General features: G+C 57.0%; 15 protein-coding genes. 3 read left to right on the top strand and 12 right to left on the bottom strand.

All coding sequences use genetic code 11. From position 1 onward, the window contains the following. The 3 genes from DU29_RS0121540 to DU29_RS01000000130305 form a co-directional block, all read left to right on the top strand. A partial coding sequence (locus DU29_RS0121540) for an RHS repeat domain-containing protein (protein WP_028623557.1) occupies window positions 1-1,224 on the top strand: 1,224 nt, incomplete at its 5' end. Window positions 1,225-1,382: 158 nt separating this feature from the next. Next, the gene (locus DU29_RS01000000130310; protein ID WP_050483156.1) at window positions 1,383-4,148 is read left to right on the top strand and encodes an RHS repeat domain-containing protein; all 2,766 of its coding nucleotides are present in this window, start codon (window positions 1,383-1,385) and stop codon (window positions 4,146-4,148) included. A 34-nt stretch (window positions 4,149-4,182) separates the two neighbouring features. Further along, window positions 4,183-6,948: an RHS repeat domain-containing protein gene (locus tag DU29_RS01000000130305; protein WP_050483155.1), complete on the top strand. Its 2,766-nt coding sequence runs from the start codon at window positions 4,183-4,185 to the stop codon at window positions 6,946-6,948. 122 nt (window positions 6,949-7,070) lie between these two features. Here the strand turns inward: DU29_RS01000000130305 and DU29_RS0121525 are convergent, their stop codons facing one another. The 12 genes from DU29_RS0121525 to DU29_RS0121470 form a co-directional block, all read right to left on the bottom strand. After that, a complete protein-coding gene (locus DU29_RS0121525) occupies window positions 7,071-8,522 on the bottom strand; it encodes a mannose-1-phosphate guanylyltransferase/mannose-6-phosphate isomerase (protein ID WP_028623556.1) in 1,452 nt (483 codons plus the stop codon). A gap of 210 nt (window positions 8,523-8,732) precedes the next feature. Further along, window positions 8,733-9,386 carry an alginate O-acetyltransferase AlgF gene (locus DU29_RS0121520; protein ID WP_028623555.1) on the bottom strand — a complete coding sequence of 218 codons (654 nt, stop codon included), beginning with the start codon at window positions 9,384-9,386 and terminating at the stop codon, window positions 8,733-8,735. Between the two features lie 15 nt (window positions 9,387-9,401). After that, window positions 9,402-10,577 carry an alginate O-acetyltransferase gene (locus DU29_RS0121515; RefSeq protein ID WP_028623554.1) on the bottom strand — a complete coding sequence of 392 codons (1,176 nt, stop codon included), beginning with the start codon at window positions 10,575-10,577 and terminating at the stop codon, window positions 9,402-9,404. An 11-nt stretch (window positions 10,578-10,588) separates the two neighbouring features. After that, complete coding sequence (locus tag DU29_RS0121510) at window positions 10,589-12,154, bottom strand: MBOAT family O-acyltransferase (RefSeq protein ID WP_028623553.1); 1,566 nt, start codon at window positions 12,152-12,154, stop codon at window positions 10,589-10,591. Window positions 12,155-12,368: 214 nt separating this feature from the next. Continuing rightward, window positions 12,369-13,490 (bottom strand): mannuronate-specific alginate lyase, encoded by a 1,122-nt coding sequence (locus tag DU29_RS0121505; RefSeq protein WP_028623552.1) that lies wholly within the window; start codon window positions 13,488-13,490, stop codon window positions 12,369-12,371. Between the two features lie 7 nt (window positions 13,491-13,497). Then, a complete protein-coding gene (locus DU29_RS0121500; RefSeq protein ID WP_028623551.1) occupies window positions 13,498-14,946 on the bottom strand; it encodes an alginate O-acetyltransferase in 1,449 nt (482 codons plus the stop codon). Window positions 14,947-14,956: 10 nt separating this feature from the next. Next, a complete protein-coding gene (gene algG / locus DU29_RS0121495; RefSeq protein ID WP_028623550.1) occupies window positions 14,957-16,528 on the bottom strand; it encodes a mannuronan 5-epimerase AlgG in 1,572 nt (523 codons plus the stop codon). A 26-nt stretch (window positions 16,529-16,554) separates the two neighbouring features. Further along, complete coding sequence (locus DU29_RS0121490) at window positions 16,555-18,039, bottom strand: alginate export family protein (RefSeq protein WP_028623549.1); 1,485 nt, start codon at window positions 18,037-18,039, stop codon at window positions 16,555-16,557. Further along, window positions 18,036-19,541 carry an alginate biosynthesis TPR repeat lipoprotein AlgK gene (gene algK / locus DU29_RS0121485; protein WP_028623548.1) on the bottom strand — a complete coding sequence of 502 codons (1,506 nt, stop codon included), beginning with the start codon at window positions 19,539-19,541 and terminating at the stop codon, window positions 18,036-18,038. Before algK ends, DU29_RS0121490 begins: the two co-directional genes overlap by 4 nt. A gap of 15 nt (window positions 19,542-19,556) precedes the next feature. Continuing rightward, window positions 19,557-20,726, bottom strand: a complete 1,170-nt coding sequence (locus DU29_RS0121480; RefSeq protein WP_028623547.1) for an alginate biosynthesis protein Alg44 — start codon at window positions 20,724-20,726, stop codon at window positions 19,557-19,559. Between the two features lie 35 nt (window positions 20,727-20,761). Then, window positions 20,762-22,243, bottom strand: a complete 1,482-nt coding sequence (gene alg8 / locus DU29_RS0121475; RefSeq protein ID WP_442961322.1) for a mannuronan synthase — start codon at window positions 22,241-22,243, stop codon at window positions 20,762-20,764. A 188-nt stretch (window positions 22,244-22,431) separates the two neighbouring features. Then, window positions 22,432-23,748, bottom strand: coding sequence for a nucleotide sugar dehydrogenase (locus tag DU29_RS0121470; protein WP_028623545.1), 1,317 nt, complete (start codon window positions 23,746-23,748; stop codon window positions 22,432-22,434). Between the last annotated feature and the right edge of the window lie 278 nt (window positions 23,749-24,026).

Raw genomic sequence — 24,026 nt, 5'->3', positions numbered from 1 at the left:
GTGTTGCATTGGAAGGCAGGAAAACCGCCAGGCATCTCCAACAACCAGCAACGTTACACCCTGACTGACCATTTGGGGTCGAGCGCACTGGAGCTGGATGAGCACGCCAACATCATCACCCAGGAACACTATTACCCGTTTGGCGGCACGGCGTGGTCGAACGGGGAGGCGGTACAGGTCAGTTACAAGATAGTGCGTTATTCGGGAAAAGAGCGGGACGCGACCGGGCTTTATTACTACGGTCTACGTTATTACATTGAACGGTGGCAACGCTGGTTGAATCCGGATCCTGCCGGTTACGCGGCAGGTTCCAACCTCTTCGGGTTTGTTCGGGGCAATCCGATGAAATACAGGGATCTTCACGGCCAAGTCGAAATCGACGTGAACGCACTGACCCCGGAGCAGGGTGGTGCGGTAGGCCTGGATGCAGTGCAGGTGTCAGCCGCCGATAAATTATTTGATTCAGCGGGCGGGGCCCGGCCATTCGGCAGGCTCATGCAAGTAGACGACAAGACGATGAGATCGCTCAAGGCGGCGCATGTAGCTAACCTGGTAACCAAAATGTTACTGGTGGATGGAGCTGCAAATCAGGCCGTCGATATATGGAGAGCACGCCAGGAGCCTCTAGAGGTGGCCCGGAAGCTTCGCGAGAGCCGCGGTCGCTGGTTTAACCGTGTACAAGGAGCTATTGATGGTGGGGTTGGTAATTGTCACGAACATTCGCGGATAAATTTCAATCTTCTGGCTAGCGTCAAAACCGAATATCCAGTTTTTCGGGTTTCAGCCGCCAAGGATGTGGATCACGAGTTTGTGGTCATAGGGGACCATCGTGAACTCCCTCTGGAGAAAATTGTGATCGCGGACGCGTGGCCAACATTTCCCGGCGCGCATACCGCAGAGGTAGGCAGATACGAAATTGGAGATACCTTGGAGTCTGCGACCGCCGGTTCTCACCGTTGGTACGCAATAGATGATGCAAAGCTGATTGAGCACAGTCAGATCGTATTTGAGGAAAACTGGTCACAGGCGCGTCTTAAAGACATTTGGAGAATGGACGCCCACACCGTTTACTTTTCTACTAATGAGGACTCGCTTGGCATTGATTATCATGGAGAGAGTTTTCCAAGTGGGCGATTTAATCAGCTGCCGATAACGTATGTTTTGGATCGCGTGGTGCAAATCAAAGCCTTGAACAGCATGGTGCAGATCACTAATAAGCCGTAATTGGTGGCTGCGCTCACCTACTCAATTATCGCAAGGCCTGTTCGACCAAAACAGCTATCGAAAGGCAAGCGATCCGATCTAACGGTCGGCACTGTAACTTGTGACAGTAGGCACGCCGGCGATTTGGGTGTTAGCTCATAAAAAGGGTGGAATACCCGATGCTGTATCTGCAGACCATACACGACAATACCCCGACTTTAGCGGTGATCGACCCGCGCGGGATGGTCGCGCGCGCTGTGCAATACGACTGTGCCGGCGCTGCTGGCACCGCGCAACCTCGGGTTGATCGCACCGTCCATGATGCGGCAGGACGTGCGATTGAATTGTGGGATCCGCGGTTGTTGGTGCTTGGGTCGGGTCCGTCTAACTTGAGCAATATCTACTCGCTGTCCGGCGCTATTTTGGCTTCAAGCAGCGTAGACGCCGGGCTGCGTACCAATCTGCTTGGCGAGGCGGGGCAACCGGTGCAGGGTTGGGATGGCCGCGGCTCGCAGCGCTGGATGCACCACGACGAACAATTGCGCCTGCGCGAGTTATACGAGCAAGCGGCAGAAGGCGATGCGATTTGCGCCGAGCGTTTGACTTACGCGGGTAACGATCTGGCATTTGTCGACCATAACCAGTGCGGTCGACTGATCCGTCATGAGGATCCAGCGGGTGTTTTGCTGTTCAATGATTATGGATTGAACGGCGCAGCAATTGAGCAGGAGCGGCGTTTTACCTCGCAAAAAACTGACCGTTATGTAACGCGCTCACGTTTCAGTCCATCAGGCGAATTGCGCGCTCAAACAGACGCCCGAGGCAATGAACAACGGTTTCATCAAACCCTCGATGGTACATTACGCGCTGTGGATTTGCGCTTGAACTACTCCCCCGAATTTCTGCCAATAGTGCGCACCACTGCCTACAACGCTCACGGCCTGGTCGAACAAGAAGTTGCCGGCAATGGCGTGATCACCACTCTTGAATATGGCCCCGAAGATGGACGGCTAAAACGTTTGCTGTCCCGCCTCGATGACAATGCTCCCCTTCAGGATCTCCGTTACATCTACGACCCGGTCGGCAATGTGCTGAGCATCGAAGACGCCGCGCTGCCGATTCGCTTTTTCGCCAACCAGCGTATCGAGCCGATCAGTCGTTATCGTTACGACACGCTGTACCGATTGGTCGAAGCCACGGGTTGGGAGGCCAGCGCCGTCAAACATGGTCCGTCAGCATCCCAGACCGTCGATCCCGCAATGCCCTGCAACTACCGTCAAACCTACCGCTATGACGCCGGCAACAACCTGCTCGAACTGACCCATCTCGGCGCGCAGGATCCCGGCCATCGCTTGGTTGCTGAGGCCCACAGCAATCGTTGTCTGCCGGCGCTTAACGGTGTGGAACCTACAGAAAACGATTTTCGAAACGGTTTCGATGCCAATGGAAACTTGCTTCAATTGCAGCCGGGGCAGACGTTGAATTGGAACATGCGCAACCAGTTGCGCGAAGTGCGCCCGGTGGAACGCAACGGTGTCGACGACGATATCGAAAGGTATGAATACGGTGCCGATGGCATGCGCGTGCGCAAAATCCGCTCACTGCAAACCCATACCCAAACCAACATTATCGAAACCCGTTATCTGCCCTGCTTGCAAATCCGCACTCACAGCGGCACCGGTGAGGAGCTGCACCTCATTGAAGTACAGACCGGGCGGGGCAGTGTTCGGGTGTTGCACTGGAAATCAGAACCACCAACAGGCATCCCCAACAACCAGCAACGCTACAACCTGACGGATCATTTGGGATCCAGCACGCTGGAGCTGGATCAGGGCGCTAACATCATCACTCAGGAACGTTATTACCCATTTGGCGGTACGGCTTGGTCGAATGGGGAAACGGTGCAGGTTAGTTACAAAACGGCCAGGTATTCAGGGAAAGAGCAGGGCGCGACAGGATTTTATCACTACGGACTTAGGTATTACGCACAGTGGTTATGGCGATGGTTAAATCCTGACCCGGCCGGGTATAAAGATGGGGCAAACGTTTTTTCTTTTGTTAATGGCAATCCTCTGAGATATATCGATCATCGAGGTGCAAAAGGAATTGATATCAATGCGCTCACGTCTGACCAGCGTAAAACTATAGGGCTGGATGGGCCTCAGCGTGCGCCCGCTTTGGAATTGTACGAGGCCGGAATCGAGTTTGATACTGCACCTTTCACCGTTCATGAGGAGGTTGACGCAGATATTTTTGCTTCCTTGCAACACGCCCATACTACGAACTTGGTGACTAAAATGTTCATTGTGGACGGTGCTCCAAATCAGGTAATTGATCTTTGGAGGGCGCGTAAACCAACGGGATCTTTATTAAAAAGCCTCGGTGTGGTGCGACGTGTAAAATCAGAAAACAATCGGTTGGCTGCAATCCTGGTAGCGGGGGTGGGCAATTGTACTGAGCACTCTTGCGTAAGCTTTAATATTTTAGCAAGTGCTCAAACTAAAGAGCCGATATTCAGAGTAAGTGCCGGGCGTGGTGTCAATCATAAGTTTAATGTCATAGGTGACTATCGCGAGTTGTCACTGGACAAGCTGGTGATAGTCGATCCTTGGGCTGTTTTTCCGCAAGCTCACCTTGCAGACATCGGAGAATTTGAAATAGGGAATATTCTCGATAGTGCTTCTGCTGATGCGGACCCTAAATATCAGCTAGATGACCGGTTCCTTATAGTCAACTCTAAAGTCGTGTTTCCAGATACACCACCTGCAGAGAGAATGGCTGAGATAGTTGCTCGGCCCAAAATGTGGCTGCAGTCGTTTTCAACGCAGAGCGATTATCGAAGCATGGACTATATGTCGGAGGGGCGGAATGGCCACTTTAATGAGCTCCCGGAAAAATTTGTTCGGGATCGCGTTAAAAGTTACTCAGGCTACATAGCCGCATAACACAAGTGTAATTCAGAAAATGGCGGAACTCGCGATGCCAGATCAGTTGCAGGCTCACAGCGCTACCCCGACGCTGACGGTAAGCGACCCGCGCGGTCTGATCGCGCGCTCAGTTCACTACTACCGGGCAGGTCCCGCTGACGATGCAGAAATTCGGGTTGATCGCACCGTTCATGACGCGGCCGGGCGGACACTTGAGCAGTGGGATCCCCGAGTGTTTGAGTGCGCGTCGGCCGCAGCCAATTTGATCAACATTTATTCGTTGTCAAAAGCGATCTTGGCATCGAACAGCGTAGACGCCGGAATGCGTTTGAGTCTGGCTGGCGAAGCAGGGCAATCAGCGCATGAATGGGATGGCCGGTGTTCGCAGCGCTGGATGCAATACGACAAGCAATTGCGCCTGTGCGAGTTATACGAGCAAGCCGCAGGAGGCGGTCCGGTAATTGCCGAGCGTTTGACTTACGCGGCCAACGATCAGGCATTTGCCGACCACAACCAGTGCGGCCGATTGATCCGTCATGAGGATTCAGCGGGTGTTTTGCTGTTTAACGATTATGGATTGAATGGCGCAGCACTTGAGCAGGAGCGGCGTCTTTGCGCTCAAAAGATGGAGGGCTTCATTACACACTCACAATTCAATCCACCAGGTGAGTTGATCTCCGTCACAGACGCCCGAGGCAACCAGCAGCGATTTCATCAAACCGTCGGTGGCTCATTGCGTGCCGCTGAAGTGCGCTTGGACGGCACGCTAGAATGGCTGCCAATAATGCGCTCCATTGCCTACAACGCCCACGGCCAGGTCGAAAAGGAAGTCGCCGGCAACGGCGTGATCACCACTCTCGAATATGGTCCCGAAGACGGGCGACTAAAACGTTTGCTGTCCTGCCTCGATACCAAAGGTACGCTGCAGAACCTGCGATACACCTACGACCCGGTCGGCAATGTACTGAGCATCGAAGACGCCGCGCTGCCAATCCGCTATTTCGCCAACCAGCGTATCGAGCCGATCAGTCGTTATCGTTACGACACGCTGTACCGATTAGTCCAAGCCACAGGTTGGGAGGCCGGTGCCGTGAAACATGGCGCGTCAGCATCTCAATCCGCCGATCCCGCAATGCCCTGCAACTACCGCCAAACCTACCGCTATGACGCCGGCAACAACCTGCTCGAACTGACCCATCTCGGCGCGCAGGATCCCGGCCACCGCCTGGTTGCCGAGGCGCACAGCAATCGTTGCCTGCCGGTGCGTGATGGCGTTGAACCCTCGGAGCAGGATTTCCTGAACAGCTTCGACGCCAACGGTAACTTGCTTCAATTGCAGCCGGGGCAGACTTTGAGTTGGGACGTGCGCAATCAGTTACGAGAAGTGCGCCCGGTCGAACGCAACGGAGTCGACGACGATATCGAAAGGTATGAGTACGGCGCCGACGGCATGCGCGTGCGCAAAGTCCGTTCATCGAAAATGGGCTCACAAACTAACCTCATCGAAACCAGATATCTGCCCGGCCTGGAAATCCGCACCCACAGCGGCACCGGTGAGGAACTGCACGTCATTGAAGTGTCGACCGGGCGCGGCAGTGTTCGGGTGTTGCATTGGAAAGCAGGAAAACCGAAAGACATCCCCAATAACCAGAAGCGCTACAGCCTGACTGATCACTTGGGGTCGAGCACGCTGGAGCTGGATCAGGACGCCAACGTCATCACTCAGGAACGGTATTACCCGTTTGGCGGCACGGCGTGGTCGAACGGGGAGGCGGTGCAGGTCAGTTACAAGACGGTTCGATATTCAGGCAAAGAACAGGACGCGACAGGGCTTTATTACTATGGGTTCCGCTTTTACGTGCCTTGGGTGCAACGGTGGTTGAATCCAGATCCTGCTGGAACGATTGATGGTTTGAACGTCTTTGCTTTTATAAGCGGGAACCCATTGCGATTTATTGATGCTGATGGATTGGACGCAATTGATGTCGGTAATTTAACTAACTCCCAGGAAAATGCCTTGGGTCTCTACGGCGGATGGATCAGGCCGAGCAGAAATCCGGCCAGGTACCCCGATCCAAGGAAAAAATCCTCTAGGTTAGTGAATGTTTCAGATGAAATTTTTATAAGTCTCAAAGACGCCCAACTTTCGAATTTGATTACCAAGTCTATAATTTACAAGGGTTCAGAGAATCAAAGGCTCGACTTGTGGCGTACAGGTGAAAACTTGAATTTGGTAATGAGTTTGGTTCGGCCTGACCCTTCCGCTTACGCTTCTCTATCTTCGATTCAAGAATACGGTGTAGGTAATTGTGGTGAGCACGCTTCAGTCAATTTTCATTTGCTAGCAAGTACCGAGACGAAGAGGCCCGTTTTTCGGGTGGGCGCTGCTAATGACATAGATCATTCTTTTGTCGTGATTGGCGATCCTCGTGGTACACCAAGAAGTGAACTGGTTGTCGCGGACGCGTGGCCTTTCTTTCCTCTGGCTCATACGGCAGATCATGGGCAATTTGGCATAGGCACGATATTCGAGCAGGCGGGTGCAAACGCGGACCCGAAATACGCCGTTGACGGAGCTTTGTTGGAGCAACATAGTGCTATGACTTTTCCGGTTTTGAACAAGTCAAATCAGGAGGATCGCCAGTTTTTTGAGTGGATACAAAAAAAGCCTAAAACGTATGTCCAGGTATATTCGAGAGAAAATGAATATATAGGGGTGGACTACGTTAATGGAGAAGGGGCGCAGAGAGGAAGTCATCTTCTTCCTGAAAGTTATGTTGATGAGCGAATGGCCCACTACAAAAGTTATCTGAAGTGAGCGCGCCTTAAACTTCCCAAGCACACCGAGCAATTTCCTTGGGCAGAAAAAAGCCCCCACCCAAACCACTGCGGATGGGGGATCGCAATGGGCTGAGCAGGGGCTTCTTTTTTGCTTAACGCTTACTGCGCGATGGTTTTCACCGATACGCCACGTTCGATCGGCGTGGACCGGCCGTAGATATCTTCAAAGCGCTCGATATCGTCTTCACCGAGGTAGCTGCCCGACTGGACTTCAATGATTTCCAACGGGATCTTGCCCGGGTTGCGCAGACGGTGAACCGAAGCGATCGGGATGTACGTCGACTGGTTTTCACACAGCAGGAACACGTTTTCGTCGCAGGTTACTTCAGCGGTGCCGCTGACCACGATCCAGTGTTCGGCGCGGTGGTGGTGCATCTGCAGGGACAGGCACGCGCCCGGTTTTACCGAGATGTGCTTGACCTGGAAGCGGCCGCCCATGTCAACCGAGTCGTAGGAGCCCCACGGACGATAGACTTCGCAGTGGTTCTGGGTTTCGGTGCGGCCCATTTCGTTGAGGGTGTTGACCATCTGTTTCACGCCTTGGACCTTGTCCTTGTGCGCGATCATCATGGCGTCCTTGGTTTCAACGACGACGATGTTTTCCAGACCGATCACCGACACCAGTTTGCCGTTGCCGTGGATCATGCAGTTTTTGCTGTCCTGAATGATCACGTCGCCTTTGGTGACGTTGCCGTTTTCGTCTTTGGGGTTCACTTCCCACAGCGACGACCAGCAGCCGACATCGCTCCAGCCTGCAGTCAATGGCACAACGCAGGCGCGCTGGGTTTTTTCCATCACGGAATAGTCAATGGAGTTGTCCGGGCAGCAAGCGAAAGTCGCTTCGTCGATGGTCACCGTGTCGGCGTCCTGTTGGCTGCGCTCGAGCGTCAGCAGGCAGGTGTCGTAGATATCCGGATCGTGTTTTTTCAGCTCTTCGAGGAAGCGGCTGGCGCGGAACAGGAACATGCCGCTGTTCCAGAAGTAACCGCCGGACTGGACGTATTCAGTAGCGCGCTTCACGTCTGGTTTTTCAACGAAGTGGGAAACACGGCTGACGCCTTCCGGCAACAGCGAATCGTTGGTCGACTTGATGTAGCCGTAACCGGTTTCCGGTTTGGTCGCCGGGACGCCGAACAGCACCATTTCGCCGTTTTCCGCAGCAACGGTGGCCAGGGCCAGCGCGCGTTGCAGGGCTTTCTGGTCTTCGAGAACGTGGTCAGCCGGCAGCACCAGCATCAGCTCGTCACGACCTTCGTTGACCAGCATCATCGCGGTCAGGGCGACGGCAGGCGCAGTGTTGCGACCGAACGGTTCCATCAGGATGCGCTGGGTCTGCAGTTTGCGGGCGCTCAGCTGCTCGTTGACGATGAACCGGTGGTCCTTGTTGCAGACCACGATCGGGGTGTCCATGCCTTCAAACACCAGGCGTTCCAGGGTTTGCTGGAACAACGTGTGTTCGCCGGTCAGGGCGAGGAATTGCTTAGGGAATTGCTTACGGGAAAGCGGCCAAAGACGTGAGCCACTACCACCTGACAAGATCACCGGAATCATGTTTGTTACTCCTCGAAAATCATATGGGTTAGAGCTACTGCGTTCTGTCGTTTCACTCTTGTTTTTGTCTCGTCGCCCGACTGACACCTCAGCCCTTGTGGGAGCTAGCCAGCTAGCGATTGCATCACCTCGGTGCAGCTGTAAAATCGAGTTGCCTGCATCGCCGGCAGGCCGGCTCCCCTATGGAGCCGGGTCAACCGGGCAAATTTGTTAGCGCGTCGAAACCGGGCGTTTTACCCAGACTGGCGACAGGCTGCTGCCGGTGCCGGTAACGTAAAGCACGGCGGCCTCACCACGTTCCAGGGCAACTGGCTTCAGGTCGCTGACTTTTTTCTCGCCATCGTAAAGCGCCAGGCTGACCTTCACCGGGTTGATCTCACGCTCGCCACGGCCCTTGGCAGCGACGGTCTTGACCACTTCGGTCTTGCCATCTGCGGTCTTCAGTGTCAGTGCCTTGTCGCTCAGGTTCTGTACGCGAACCAGGGATTTCTGCTTGTTCCGGAACGGTGGCTCTTCGATCAGTTGCGGCGCGCCGCTGGCGTTGTTGACCAGGGTGTAATAGTGGTCGCCTGCGAGTTTCACCGGCAGGGTCTGGCTACCGACTTTGGCGCTGTAGTCGCCGCCCGGCATGAAGCTGAAGTCGGTGCTGGACAGCGGCGCGACGTCGGCCAGGTTGGTGCTGCCGACAGTAGCGCTGACTTCAGCGTTGGCAGCGTTGTAGACACGTACAAAGCTTGAGCCTTTCGGTGCGGTCGGGCCGTAAAGTGCTGCATCGCCGGCGAAGGCTTGCAGGGACAACACGCTCATGCCTGCAACGAGTGCGAAGGTCTTGGCGAGACGGCGAGGAGTAGTAGTGAAAGTCATGTAAGTACCTCTCTTTCAGTTTTGCGCCCGGTCGGGCGTCTCGGATTTTGTGTTTGCGGCTACGTTTTGTTGGCGCGCTCCAGCTTCTTTGAGCTCTGCGACCCAATTCGGGTCGGCGTCGCCGATATCGTTGTTCACAGGCAGATAACGTTCAGGGAACTCCCAGATCAGCACCTGTGGCGGGCTATCCTTGAAAGCATCGCTTTTCAGGTAACTGAGCATTGGCTGAATCGGGCCGTGGCCGTCTTCGGCGTAATTCACCACATCGCTGTGCAGCGCTTCTTTCAGCGCTCCGACGAAGTTCCAGTTCGGGTTGGCGCTGTAGCTTGTGCCGATCAGTGCTACGGGCACTTCGGTGTCGGCGAACATCGCGTCATCGCCAATGGCCTGACCCTCGGCAAGCACTGTGTTGCGCTTCTGCAACGGCTCGGTGGGCGGCATCATGTTTTCAAACAGCGGGTCCAGCGGCAGAAACAGACGCAGGTCACCTTTGTGAGTTACTTCCTCTACCTGCTCGGTGACAAAGCGTTGCGGCTCGCCACTGAGAGGGGTTTGTTCGGCAATGGTTTTAGCCAAGGTCTGAGCGGCGATTTGTGCGCCGTCCGGAGTCCAGTGAGTGTCGGTGCGCAGGAACACTTGCTGACCGTTGAGCTTGCCCTGTTGCAGCGGGACAAGCAGGTCAGGGGCGATGATCTTGTTGGCCGCCACATGAGCGTGGAAGTCTTGGTAAAGATTGGCGTGAATGCTCGAAGGCTTCACGTCGCCCAAGTGTTCCGGGTACAAGCGAGTCTTGGCCGGCAGGATCGCCATCACCAGTTTCACGCCTTTGTTTTTCAGTTCCTGACGGACGCCTTCTACGAGCGCGTAATTGCCTTGCAGGTTCAATTCTTCGTTAACAATCGGATCAAATTCTTCGTCGCTGAACAACCACTGATCGTGACCGAGCACGACGCCCGGACGACCTTCGTTGAACAGCTTGTAATCCAGCGCAGCCCAGAGGTTGGTGCCCAGACGTTTGATCGGAAACTCTTCGTCGTAATGCGTCTCGACGGCCTTGGCCCAGCGACCGTTGAGCACGGTCGCATCGGCGTTGGTACTGAAGCCGAAGAAGCTGCGTGTCGACCACAGGCCGAGGACAACCAGCGTCACCATGAACAGGGCGATGTAGAAGAGGCGTAATGAGCGGGTCATGTTCAGATCCCTCAGAACTGGAAGTAAAGGAACGGCGAGAAGCTTTGCGCCGAGAGTTTGAAAATCGAGGCGATGAACAGCACCAGTACCAGCGTGCGCATCACATAACGCGACCAATCTGCAGTCCAGTAAGCCGGCTGCACGGTGGCTTCAACGCCAACGGTGTAGCCCGGTTCGTGAATGCTGGCCGGGTTATCGCCCGGTACGGCTTTGATCATCCCAGGCGTCGCAGTGGCAGGGCCATCGGCCTCGACCTTGACGTCCGCGGTGCTCTTGACCGGCGGCCGATTGCTGTAGAAATCACGAATGCCGAAGAACGCCAGGGTGGCGTACGCCACGAACATCGTCGCCACTTGCAGGCCGGTGAGGTTGGCCTGAGTGAGTTCCGACAGCGACCATTGGTCGAAGCTGAACATCGCGCCATACATACGGCCGGCGACGTGCAGGTTTTCTGCGCGGAAGATTACCCAGCCCATCACCACCAAGAGGAAAGTGAAGGCCCAGCGGATCGGGTTGATGCTGCGCGGCGATGTGTTCAGGCCGACGGCTTTTTCAATCGCCAGCCACATGCCGTGCCAGGCGCCCCAGATCACATAAGTGATGTTCGCGCCATGCCACAGACCACCAAGCAACATGGTCAGGAACAGGTTGCGATAGGTCATCAGCGTCCCTTTACGGTTACCGCCCAGCGTGATGTACAGGTAGTCACGCAGCCAGGTGGAGAGGCTGATGTGCCAGCGACGCCAGAACTCGGTGATCGACTGGCTGATGTACGGCTGTTTGAAGTTTTCCATGAAACGGAAACCCATCATCAAGCCCAGGCCGATGGCCATGTCGCTGTAGCCGGAGAAGTCGAAATACAGTTGCGCGGTGTAGGCCAGGGCGCCCAGCCAGGCGTCGCCCGTGGTCGGGTTCTCCAGGGCGAAGCAATGGTCGGCCACCACCGCGAGGGTGTCAGCGATGAAGACCTTTTTGATGAAACCCTGCATGAACCGCGTGCAGCCCTCGGAGAACTTGTCGACGGTGTGGGTGCGGTTGTTGAACTGGTCGGCGAGGTCGCGGAAACGCAGAACCGGGCCGGCAATCAAGTGCGGGAAGATCGCGACGAATGCAGCGAAGTCGATCAGGTTGCGCGTTGCCGGCGTGTCACCGCGGTAGACGTCGATGATGTAGCTGATGGACTCGAAGATGTAGAACGAGATACCGATCGGCAACAGCACGTGAGTCAGGATGAACGGCGACAGGCCGACCGAGGTCATCATCGCGTTGATGCTGTCGACGCCGAAGTTGGCGTACTTGAAGTAGCCGAGAATGCACAGGTCGACGCCCACGCCGAGCAGCAGCCAGCGCTGTGCCGGTTTGGTCCGCACGCCAGCGGCGCCAACCTTCAGACCGATCCAGTAGTTCCACAGCGTGACGGCTGCGAACAGCGCAAGAAAGTCCACTCGCCACCAGGCGTAGAACACGTAGCTGGCCAGCAGCAGCAGCAGATTGCGATAGCGTATTCCGCTCAAGTAGTACATGCCGAGAAAGATCGGCAAGAACAGAAACAGGAACACGTTGGATGAAAATACCATCCCGATCTCTCCAGTTTTAACCAACAGTCAAGGGCCGCAGCCCCCCCAAACCCCCCACCGTAAAACCGGGGGGTTAACTCAAAACACTCCAGACTTGCACTGACCCTGTGGGAGCGAGCCTGCTCGCGATGGCGGTGTATCAGTCGACATCATTGCTGGATATCAGACCGCAATCGCGAGCAGGCTCACCCCCACATGGGATTCGTGTTCGGCGTCAGGAACCTTTGCCTTTCTCACTCGCCGGGTCGTAGACCTTGGTCAGGTCACCCCCCAGGCGGAAGGTTTTGAAGGGCTGCATCTCGTGTTTCATTTTCAGCACGTCCGGCGAGCAGGTGTAGAGCGTGCAGTACGGTTCGAGCCAGGAGAATTTAGAGTCGACTTTCAAGTCGGTCATGTCCTGTTTCTCGCCGTTTTTCTTCTCGAAATCATCCGGGTCTTCAACGCCGGAGAGCACACGCTCGCCCAGACGTTTCAGTGCGCCGTTGTTTTCCTGACGCAGATCCACACCATTGACCTGAGCAAAACTGGCGATCATTGCCAGCGGCGGCAACGAGTAGTTGTGGTAGGCGAGGGCGCGTTGCTGGCGTTTCAGTTCGTTCGGCAGGTAACCCTCGGCATCGACCTGATTGACGCCAACCTTGTATTCCTTCACGGCCCAGTCGAACAGGTCACGACGGTTGGTGGCGATCGACGTTGCCATCACCGACCAGGCGGCCCAGTACGAATGGTTGTTGGTTTTTTCCAACGGCAGGTTGTCCCAGTCGCTGACCACCTGATCGCCCATCTTGCTGAACCAGGCTTCGATCAGCTGCGATTCCTGCTGACGGTTCGCCAATGGATGCGATTCCGAAAACTTCAAGCGGATGTACGCAGACGCCATGCTGCCCAGCGCCCACTTGCGCATGGACTTGCCGGTGTGGTTGAACTCCTTGGACATCAACGCATCGGCCTTGGCCCAGGTGGTCAACCAGTTCAGCGTGCATTCGAGCTGTTCCGGGCGACCGTCGCGCATGAACTGCATGACGCGCTTGCTGGTGCCGCGCTCTATTTTGGTAATGTCGGCGGTGCTCTCGCGGAAGGCTTTTTCCGACTGCTTGTTCAGGGTCGAACGAGCCTTGTCGGAACCTTCGTATTTGCTGCGAAATTCCAGCGAACCGGTGTACGGCGTCGGCGTCGCGTCACAGCTGTCCTTGTGGTCGCCGGTTTTGACTTTCTCGATCGGCGCAAAGTAACCCTGTGGCGGGCGCAGTGGCGCGGCGGCCTGAGTGGCGCCGGCGAACATCGCCAGCGTCAGCAGGGAGGGCGCGAGCAATCTTTTCAAAGTTCGGGTTTGCATAGTTGCCTCATTGCCCGGCCTGAGCGGTTTTCAGCCCAGCGCCCGGGAATACGTTGCGTTTGCAGATTTTCGCTTCGACTTTCTGAGGTGCGGCACCCGGTTGCGGGCCCTGGATTTCGACAGCCAGCAGGTTCTGCGAGGCCCAGTCGGTGTCCGTACGCATCTCAAAGGCGAAACGCCCGTCAGTTTCGGAGGTTTCCGGTTTTTCCAGCTTGATGTCCTCATGGCGACCGTTCATGTACCAGAGGGTGGCTTGCAAGGTTTTCACCGATGTATCGGCGAAACGGATGTCGAGCTGATGATTGCCGTTTTGCAGGTTCAGGTTGTTGCTGTTGACCATCACTTCGTTCTTGCCCGGTTTCAAAGTCTTGCTGGCGGTCAGTTGAGCATCCTTACCCTCGCAGCCGTTATCCAGCAGCGCCATCACCTGGCGGTACATGTTTTCCTGGTCGAGGGGGTAAAGCGGCGAGAATTCCCAGATCAGAATCTTCGGCGGCTTGGTCTGGAATTCTTCACTGCCCAGGTACTGCAGCATCGAACCTGACAGGCCACCGCCGGGGAACGCCACGTTAAGGATGTCAGCGCCGATGGCCTCCTGGAGGAAACCGGCGAAGTTGTAGTTCTTGCCGCTGTGGCTGGTGCCGACCAGGGTGATTTCCGGATTGCCGGAATCACTGAACAGGTCGCCGTCGCCGGCCTCGCCTTTTGGTTCTGTGGTGAACTGGTCCATGTACTGGACCGCGTAGCTGGTGCCACAGAGTTGACCAGCCATGTTGTGCAATGTTCCGGTCTTGCCCATGCGACCCGACTTGTGGGTCTCGAATTCACGCTTGGGAATGTCAGCGAAGGCCGGAAGCTGCTTGACCTTTTCACCGACGATTTTCGCCGTGCGCTGAGCACCGTAAGGCGTCCAGTGCTGGTCGCCACGGAAGTAGAAGTCGTGGGCGGGCAGGGTTTCTGGCAGCGATTCGTTGGTCAATGGCGACAGGTCCGGCACGACATAACCCATGGCGGCCAAGCGGCCGAGCATGGTTTTGTAGTTCTTCAGTGCCTTGTCGAAATCAAAGGCAGCCTTGTCCTGAGGATTAAGCTTGTCGCGGTTCACCAGACCACGGGTCGGCTGGTAAACCAACACCAGTTCTACGCCTTTGCTCTTGAACGCATCGTGCAACTGTTGCATGCGTTTGTAGCCTTCGGGCGTGGTATTGAACTCGGTGCGCAAGTCTTCCTGGGTACGGAACAGCCAGTCGCCCTGAGCCTGCACCAGCGTGGTGAAGTTCTGCTGATAACGCGTGGTGTAATTCTTCGCGTCGTGGGCGGCCGGGCACAGGTTGCAGCACGGCTCAGCCGTGAATTTCGGCGCCTGGACTTCATCCGCGCGAGCGCCGGTGCTGGCCGCGAGAATCCCGGCGGTCAGGGCCGACAGGCTGAGTAATTTGATCAAGTGTGGGTGCATAAAATTATCCTCAGTCCTGCAGGTCGGTCTGGCGTTCGACAGGGTCGATCAGCACGGCTTTCTGCTGGCGCACCAGCAGGTCAAGAATTTCGTCCTGACGCTCGCCAAGAATCCCGGTGAAACTGATGCCACTGGATTTGGTCGGAGCGAGCATGGACACGCGATACAACTCGACACTCAAGGGTGAGTCGATGGACAGCGGGCCGCTGCCGTTGCCGGCCAGTTCGCCGCCAACGATGATCAACGACACCTGGGCATCGAACGGATCGAGCTTGAAGTCGCGGTCGGTGTCGCTCAGGTCTTTGATGTGGCCGTAAACGCCAGTCAGGCCGTTGGCCATGGAGAGGTTTTCGTAAAGGCGAATGTTTACGCTGTTACGAACCCGGATACCGTGGCGACGGTTGCTGATCACTTTGTTGCCGTACAGCAGGTTGTCACCACTCTCGTAGAGCGTGATGCCGTCCGTGTGGTTCTTGTAGATCTCGTTGTAGGCAATGATGTTGTTCACGCTGTTACGGTCGATCACCAGGCCTGACAACTTGTTGTCGTAGCTGCGGTTGTTGAAGATGAAGCTGTCGTTGACCTCACGGGAAATAATGATCCCGTGCTTCTTCTTGGTCCCGTAAACGGTGTTGTCGGCAATGATCAGACCGTGGGAACGGTCATGCGGGTCAATGCCGTACACGATGTTGTCTTTGTAGGTGTTGCCCTTGACGATAAAGTCGCGGGTTTCGTAGCAGTAGAAGCCATACCACATGTCCGAGAACTCGGAATCGATGATCCAGCCGCTCGGGTCAGGACGCTTGAGCACCTTGGCCATGTTCGGCGTGTATTGGGAAATACTGACGCCGTAGGACTTACTGTTGGCGTAGCCGAAGCTGGCCATCTTGCTGTTGGAGATGTAGGTCTCGGTACCACCCCAGGACAGCAGAAACGGACGGAAAGCATTCGCCGACTTGAACGTCGCCGGGCCGTTGGCCTTTTCACGCCAGCCAGTGATTTTGGTATCACGCACAAACAGCTGGCCGTCGTTGACCAGGAATGAGCCGGCCTCTTCGGACAGGCGCAGTTCCTGAGTCTGCTTGTCGATTTCAAGGATACCTTTCTGGCCGACTACAATCGGCAACTTCGCCAGGAATACACCGGGCGAGGTTTCGCTGAGGTACTGCTTGGGCACCTTCTTTACGAGGTCCTTGAGGTTCATGTAGCCGTCGTCGATGAAGATCGCCTGCGGGATGCCGTGCTGACGCACTACCCATTCGGCCATCTTGTTGTCACCGCCGATGAAATCCTTGAGCGCGTTTTCCTGCATCATCCGACGCACACTGACCTTGCCGACCTTGGTGCGAACGATCTTCGCGGCGATGGCCTGGTCGGTGTAGCCCGTGATATCGGGCATGACCGGTTTCGCCAAGTCCAGCGGCGCAGTCGGAGCGCTGCTGACGGTGTACGTCTTGGCCTCTTGCAGTTCTTTTGCCATGGTAACCGGCTTCGCCGGCTCCACTTTGGCGAAGGCGGCCGAGCTTGCCAGCAGCATGGCGCCGGCCAGCAAGGTCAACGAGCCTCTCTTTGGTCTGTTCATGTGAGGAACTCCCTTCGCGGTTTGCATCAGAAGCGCCAAATCACGTCGACAAACGCGCGGTGCATGTACGAATCGACTTCTTTGCCATAAGCATCGCCCGGCTTGAACACACCGCCACGGAAGCGCACGAGGGCCGAAGGCTCATCGATCGACTGGCTCAATGCGGCTGGCAGCAGGCCTTGCTTGAAGTACTTGGTGACCACCAGGTCCACTTCCTGACCGAGGTCTTTTTCGCCATCCTGCAGCGGCAGCGACGAGGTCGAGAGAATCGCGCCGGTTGGATCGGTGTTGTTCTCGACGGCGTTGATGCCATTGCTGCCGACCGGCTTGTTGCCGTCGACACGCCAGAACTTGTGGTAGACCAGGCTGGCGTCGTAATCGTCGTTGAGCATCCACGAACCGAACAGCGTCGCGGTTTGCATGTTGTTCATTTCGCCGCGGAAGGCTTCGCCGAAACGGTGAACCCGCGAGCGAGTGCCGGTATAGTTCGAGCGGTTGCTTTCCAGGCCGTTCTGTTGGTATTCAGCGCTGGCGCGGGCATAGGCAGCGCCGACTTGCCATTGCGGATCGAGGCGCAAACGTACGCCGATATCAGTGGCCCAGCCGTTGAGATCTTCACCACGTTTGGCTTCGGTCGGGCGCGTGCCATCAGCGTTCAGCGCATTGACCGTATCGGTGTCACCATTCATGCCGGTGATGCTGCCCCAGTAATTGAGGGTGTTGGTGTTGCGGTAGTTGTAAGCATCGCTGTCGGCGGTGAGGCCGAGCCAGCTGATGTCACCGTTCTGTTTCTTGTCCAGCGAATCACCAGCAACACCCGGTTCCGGGTAGTCGAGCTTGCCGTCATCATAGGTTTGATGACCGCGAATGCCGACCCAATTGCCCGGCATCCATTGATAGGCGGCATCGGCGTAGAGGTGCAGGCGATCTTCGTCTTGCGGCGACAGCTCTTTGAGGTCTGTGCGGTATTCGCTGAAGCGTTCGGCAACACCGACGTTGGCGCGCAACAGGGTGGTGTCGAAGGTCCAGTTCAGGGCTTCGATGTTAGTGTCGCGCCATTGGCCGTCGTCATTGCGCAGGCGTTGGCGACCCAGCTTCAACTGCTCGCCCGGGTACGGGGTGAGGCCGCGGTAGCCAATCCAGAATTCACGCATGGCCAAGTAGTTTTTCTTGGTCTCGCGATCGCTGTTTTGAGTGGCCTGGGTGGCACTGTCGTCAGACTGCTGCAAGGTGTCGGTTTCGATGATATCGGTCGACGTGACAGCCTGACCCATCGCGTAGGCGCTCCACGCACCACGTTCGCCGTAAATCCATGGACGCAGGTCAAGGCCGACGCCGCTGACGTCGCCGCCGCTGGCGGTGCCAAGGTCACGGTCGTCTTCGGACTGGCCGGTGATTTTCACATCCAGACCGAAATTTTTGGATTCGGTCAATGCCGCCAGGGTCGGGCACGACCACAGCAAAGCGCACGTCAGGCCGATACCGGCCTTCACAAATGGGTTCAACTTCATAGGGCTTCCTCGCCTTCTTCTTCTTTCAGGGCGTGCAGTTCCAGCGTGTTCTGGCTCGAGGTGCCACGAATGGCCTGTTCTTGTTTCAACAGGCGTTGGGCCTCGGCACGTTGGGCAGGCGGCAATTGGGCTTCAAGTGTTAGTGCAAGCTCGGTGGCCTGCGGGGTGTTCTTGGCCTTGGCCAATTGGCTGAAGACGTAGGCATTCAGCGGATTGGGCTTGGTGCCACGGCCTTGGGAAAACAACTGGGCGAGAGCAAAGTCGGCGCTGTTCTGACCATTGCGTGCAGCGGTCAGCAAATGATCCAGCGCTTTTTGCGGATAGACCTGACCCAGGTAACCGCGACGATAGATTTGGCCGAGGTAGTAATCGGCGGCCACTTCGCGGCCAACGGCTTTCTGGAAATGAGCTACGGCCTGGTTGGCGTCCGCCGGTACCATTTTGCCTTCGTAGTACAGCTTGCCAAGCAACAGTTCAGCGCGCGGTTGGTCCGCAGCCCGGCCGTTGTCGAGGTACTTCATCATCTGATCGACATCGCCCAGTTCAGGGAAGTCGTAGAGCAATTGCGCCAGGCTCACCCACGAAGCGGGGTTACCCGGAGCAATGTCTTCCAGCAGCGCCTGGGCAGTTTTTTCGTCGGTCTTGCCCAGGGTGGCGTCGCCCAGCACGCGCGCGACACTGTCCACGCGTTGCGCGGAAACGGTGCCGCGGCTGTAGCCGGCCTGCATCTGCTTGATCAACTCGGCTTGCTGCTCCGGTTTGCCTTGTTTCTGGTAAACCGTGGCCAGTTCGACGTAGCAGATGTCGGTGCTGTTCAACGCGGCTTTGCAGATGGTTTCGACTTCGTCCAGATGCTGGTCGTAAGTGCCCTGGGTGCGATAGAGCAGCACCTGAGCCAGACCTGCTTCCGGCTTGCCTTCAGCGCGCCATTGGCTGATCTGCTGTTGTGCGTTGACGTTGGGGAAACTGTGCGGGTATTGCAGGTAGAGCATCGCCAGCGGGATCAGCGTGTTGCCTTCGCCTGCGGCCGAGGCTTTCTTCAACAGGCCTTCGGCTTCGTGCTGTTCGGCTTCGGTGGAACCGGGCTTGGCCACCAGCAGACGACCCAGGCGAGCCTGGGCCCGCGGCGAAACGCTGGCCGCAGCGCGGTAAGTCGCCTCAGCCTGTTTCATCTGCGCCGGGTCACGACTGTCGACCTGGATATCGGCCAGGCCCACTTGGGCCTCGCTGTAACCGAGGTCGGCCAGTTGCTGATAATTCTGCGCCGCCAGCGCGGTGTCGCCGCGCTTGAGGGCTTCGTTGGCCAAACGCTGGTCGGGCAGACCGGCGCAACCGGCCAGGCTGACGGCCAACGCCACTGCACACAACGCATAACCTTTGTGGACGCCAGTCTGCTGGCGATTCACGCGCGCAGATGCTTCAGACAGATCGCGCCGATCCCATCGCGAGCAGGCTCGCTCCCACAGGGATTGCGGTGTTCTGAGGATAAATGGAATCGTCACAGGCATGTCCTCGACTTAAAGACCGGAAGCCATGGCTTTGTCGATCAGCCAGTTCAGGTTAGGGCCGCGGTCGCTGTTCACTTCAACCGGGCGACCGGCGAACTTGCTGTCCAGTGGCTCGTCCGGCTGGATCAGGACGCGGATGTCGGAAGACAGGTCGGCGCTTTTCAGGCTGGTGCTGCTGACGATTTTGCCGGTGCGGACGGTGTCTTCGCCGGCGATCTGGAAGCTGACCGCAGAGCCTGGACGCACGTCGGCGAACTGACGGTAGGTGAAGCGGGCTTCAACGTTGGCTTCGCTGTTGCGCGGTACCAGTTGGAAGATCACGTCACCCTTGCTGGCGTATTGACCATCGGCGACCAGCTGCTGCGCCACGGTGCAATCGCACGGCGAAGTCAGGGTGCCGGTCATTTGCTTGCCGAACAGGTCTTCGACATTGGCTGGTTTCAACTGATCTTCGTTCAGATGGCCTTTGAGCACGTCGAGCATGCTGGTGCTGAAGGTCGCCAGCGGGGCGCCTTTGGCCGCAACGCCATCAGTTTTCACCAGGCTTTGCACGGTGCCGTCACGCGGCATGGTGATGTTCATGCCCGGCACGCTGACCAGACCGGCCTGAGCGTGGCTGACGAAGTACATGCCGTACACCGATTTGAAAATGAAGCCGAACGCTGCCAGACCGACCAGGAAAATCGCCAGGCTGAAGGTCACTGCACGCAGACGACCGAACGCGCTCATGCCGTGGCCGCCGTCCTTGACCTTGCGCGCCTTGGTGAAGTTGTCGCGCTGCAGAGTCGCCAGCACTTCACCTACGCTGACGACGTCGCCGGCCAAGTGCGAAGTGATCAGGTGGCGCAGGGTCGAAATGTCCTGCGGCTCCAGGTTCTGGAACTGGCAACCGACACGACCGGTCGGGCGGTCAATGGAACGAACCTGCAATTCGACGTCCATGGCCAGGCCAAGGTTATCAATCACGAATTGCAGACGCGCCTTGTGCACATCGCCCTCTTTCAGCGGTAGCTGACCGGCGTTGAACGCCAGGCCACCGGCGGAAAGGTCGAGCACTTTGGCTTCAAGCGGCGTCCGGTCAGGACCGAAGAAACGCAGCTTGGCCGGAATTTTCACTCGGGCGTGCTGGCGCTGGGCTTCTGATTCGTGCACTACGTTAGCGTTGACGGCGGTATTCATAGGGGCAATTTCCTTGTTAATTCAATAAGGGGCGGTCAGACCATCATCAGCAGGACGGCGACAAAGATGCTGCCGGCGGAGAAGGTCATGGTCCGAGACGACCAGGTGTTGAACCAACGTTGAAAGCTGGCGAGATCACGGGTCAGGGTTGTGGGTTGGCGAGTCCATGATTGTTGGTCGAGGCGGAAGAAGACGTAGATCTTCACCAGCGCGCCAACGATCTGGTTGTAATAGAGAATCGCCGGGTAGGCCGGGCCGATCGTGTGACCGGAGCAGGCCAGCAACAGGGTCAGGATCAGGCGGGTGATGCCGATCCACAGCAAGTAAACCAGGATGAACGCGGTGCCGTACTTGAAGGTGGCGATGATTGCCACAGTCAGGCCCAGCAGCGAGGTCCACATCGAAACGCGCTGATCGAACAGCACCACCGAGGTGAACATACCCAGACGTTTAACACCCAGGCCCAGCGCGCGAGCGTTCTGGCGCAGGTTGTTGCCGTACCAGCGGAACATCAGTTTGCGACTGGCCTTGATGAAGCTTTTTTCCGGCGGGTGTTCCACGGTGTGGATCGCCGCGTCCGGCACGTAAAACGTGTCGTAGCCCAGGCGCATCAGACTGAACCAGCTCGACTTGTCGTCACCGGTCAGGAACTTGAAGCGGCCCAGGCGCCAGTGCTGCAGCGAGTCGCTCTCAACGTCGGCGATGAAGTCCGGGTTGGTCACCACGGTGGCGCGGAATACCGACATCCGGCCGGTCATGGTCAGGACGCGTTTGGACAAAGCCATCGAGCACATGTTGATGTGGCGTTGAGCGAAGCGCAGTTTGTGCCACTCGCTCATGATGTAGCCGCCGCGCACTTCGCAGAACTCGTTGGTGGTCAGGCCGCCGACGTTGCCGAACATCTGGAACCACGGCACGGTCTTGAGCACGACGCCTTCAGCGAGCACGGTGTCGCCATCGACCACAGCCACAACAGCGCGGTCGTCGGGCATGTGCCGCGAGATCGCGCGGAAGCCGTAAGCCAGGCCATCGCGTTTGCCGGTGCCAGGAATGCGCACGAAGTCGAGCTTGACGCGCTCCGGTGGATTCATCCGCGACCACAGGCTTTTCACCAGCAGTTCATCGGACATTTCCACGATCGAGCACACCACCGTGGTTGGCAGGCCGCAATCGATCGCTTCACGAATCACCGAGCTGTACACCTGCGCGGTGGTCAGGGCATCGATACGGAAACTGGTGACCATCAGGAACACGTGCGACGGGTCTGCCGCTTTACCCAGCTTGCGCACTTTGCGCCGCAGGTGCGGGTAGACCACGTACAGAAACAGCATGCCGCGCAGAAAGTGCGTGGCACCCATCGAGTAGCGCCAGATACCGACGATACCGATCAGAAAAATGAAGTCCTTCGACTGAGAGTCGAACGTGGACATAGGCAACGCCATGGCGAGGCCCATTAACAAAATCAGGTAAAACAGCCAACCGGCGGCCTGTAGTAGGCCGTGCTTTAGCCTGTGCATAATCTGCATCCGTCTCGATCTCGGGCGAGCCTGTGGGCTGGCCCGATGGGGTTAAGGCAGGCGTAAAATGCCGAAGGTTGTGGCGTCCTTGGGGACGCTACCGCCCGCAAGCCGGCTCCTACAGAACTGAGTTGGTCTGTAGGAGCCGGCTCGCTGGCGATCAGCGCGAAGCGCTTACAACCTGCCGGTTACCAGCAGATGCCTTCAGTCCGGCCACTCACACTGGTGGCTTTAGACATGAAACCGACCAGGTCGATCACTTGCTTGCCTTCCGGAGCGTTCTGCGCCAGGGCGCGGAATTTCTCGTCCCGGTTGCCAAGGATGATCACGTCGGAGTTGTTGATCACTTCATCGAAGTTGGAGTTGAGCAAGGACGAGACGTGAGGAATCTTCGACTCGATGTAATCCTTGTTCGCACCGTGAACGCGGGCGTATTCAACGTTGGCGTCGTAGATGCTCAGGTCGTAGCCTTTGCCGATCAGCATTTCTGCCAGATCAACCAGCGGGCTTTCGCGCAGGTCATCGGTACCGGCCTTGAAGCTCAGGCCCAGCAGGGCAACTTTGCGCTTGTCGTGGCTGGAAACGATGTCGAACGCGTTCTGCACCTGGGATTCGTTGCTGCGCATCAGCGAGCTCAGCAGCGGCGATTCCACATCCAGAGCGCCAGCGCGGTAGGTCAGGGCGCGTACGTCTTTTGGCAGGCAAGAGCCGCCGAAGGCGAAACCAGGGCGCATGTAGTACTGCGACAGGTTCAGTTGCTTGTCCTGGCAGACCACTTCCATCACTTCACGACCATCGACGCCGCAAGCTTTGGCGATGTTGCCGATCTCGTTGGCGAAGGTCACCTTGGTGGCGTGCCATACGTTGCAGGTGTACTTGATCATCTCGGCAACAGCGATGTCCTTGCGGATGACCGGTGCGTCGAGCTCTTCGTACAGCGCTTGCAGAACGTCACCGGATGCAGTGTCGAACTCGCCGATAACGGTCATCGGAGGATGATCGTAGTCAGCAATCGCGGTGCTTTCGCGCAGGAATTCAGGGTTGACGGCTACGCCGAAATCAACGCCTGCCTTCTTGCCCGAGCAATCTTCGAGAATCGGGATGACGACGTTTGCGACGGTGCCCGGCAGCACGGTGCTGCGAACCACGATGGTGTGGCGGGTGGTCTTGTCACGCAGAACAAAACCGATCTCGCGGCACACGGCCTCGATGTAGTTCAGTTCCAGATCGCCGTTCTTCTTGCTCGGCGTACCAACGCAAATCATCGACACGTCGGTGTCGCGGATCGCTTCGGCGAAGTTGGTCGTACCGCGCAGTTTGCCGGTATCGATACCTTTCGCCAGAAGTTCGCCCAGACCCGGTTCAACGATTGGCGATTTGCCGGAGTTGATCATGTCGATCTTGTCTTTGGCAACATCCACGCCTACGACGTCATGGCCCCGAGCAGACAGGCAACCGGCACATACTGCACCCACGTAACCCAAACCAAATATGCTGATGCGCATCGCATTTACCTCTCGTTAATCGAAATCAAGACTGTTTTCAACAAGCCATTAGATGGCTGAAGTTATGGTGTCCAGTGGTCATAGCGCACTCGGAAGTGTGGCAAGCAAGCGCCACGGTGCCGTGTGCAGGCATCTAAGTTCCGAGTGTCCAAATAAATGCACTCAAGATGTGCGCAACTAGGCCTTATTGTTATGACTTGCCCTGTTATGCAGCTGGATCCTCTGGCCTGAGGTCCTTTGTGCAAAAATCCTGCTCGCTCGACGTCAGGCCCATCGCC

The organism is Pseudomonas sp. Ant30-3 (assembly GCF_000690905.1).
GTDB lineage: Bacteria > Pseudomonadota > Gammaproteobacteria > Pseudomonadales > Pseudomonadaceae > Aquipseudomonas.
Note: the sequence above shows the minus strand (reverse complement) of the source record. Positions and strands in the feature narration are given on the sequence as shown.

Excerpts from the sequence above, each read along its gene's own strand:
- DU29_RS01000000130310 (WP_050483156.1), top strand. The coding sequence starts at position 1,383 with ATGCTGTATCTGCAGACCATACACGACAATACCCCGACTTTAGCGGTG.
- DU29_RS01000000130305 (WP_050483155.1), top strand. The coding sequence starts at position 4,183 with ATGCCAGATCAGTTGCAGGCTCACAGCGCTACCCCGACGCTGACGGTA.
- DU29_RS0121525 (WP_028623556.1), bottom strand. The coding sequence starts at position 8,522 with ATGATTCCGGTGATCTTGTCAGGTGGTAGTGGCTCACGTCTTTGGCCG.
- DU29_RS0121520 (WP_028623555.1), bottom strand. The coding sequence starts at position 9,386 with ATGACTTTCACTACTACTCCTCGCCGTCTCGCCAAGACCTTCGCACTC.
- DU29_RS0121515 (WP_028623554.1), bottom strand. The coding sequence starts at position 10,577 with ATGACCCGCTCATTACGCCTCTTCTACATCGCCCTGTTCATGGTGACG.
- DU29_RS0121510 (WP_028623553.1), bottom strand. The coding sequence starts at position 12,154 with ATGGTATTTTCATCCAACGTGTTCCTGTTTCTGTTCTTGCCGATCTTT.
- DU29_RS0121505 (WP_028623552.1), bottom strand. The coding sequence starts at position 13,490 with ATGCAAACCCGAACTTTGAAAAGATTGCTCGCGCCCTCCCTGCTGACG.
- DU29_RS0121500 (WP_028623551.1), bottom strand. The coding sequence starts at position 14,946 with ATGCACCCACACTTGATCAAATTACTCAGCCTGTCGGCCCTGACCGCC.
- algG (WP_028623550.1), bottom strand. The coding sequence starts at position 16,528 with ATGAACAGACCAAAGAGAGGCTCGTTGACCTTGCTGGCCGGCGCCATG.
- DU29_RS0121490 (WP_028623549.1), bottom strand. The coding sequence starts at position 18,039 with ATGAAGTTGAACCCATTTGTGAAGGCCGGTATCGGCCTGACGTGCGCT.
- DU29_RS0121480 (WP_028623547.1), bottom strand. The coding sequence starts at position 20,726 with ATGAATACCGCCGTCAACGCTAACGTAGTGCACGAATCAGAAGCCCAG.
- alg8 (WP_442961322.1), bottom strand. The coding sequence starts at position 22,243 with ATGCACAGGCTAAAGCACGGCCTACTACAGGCCGCCGGTTGGCTGTTT.
- DU29_RS0121470 (WP_028623545.1), bottom strand. The coding sequence starts at position 23,748 with ATGCGCATCAGCATATTTGGTTTGGGTTACGTGGGTGCAGTATGTGCC.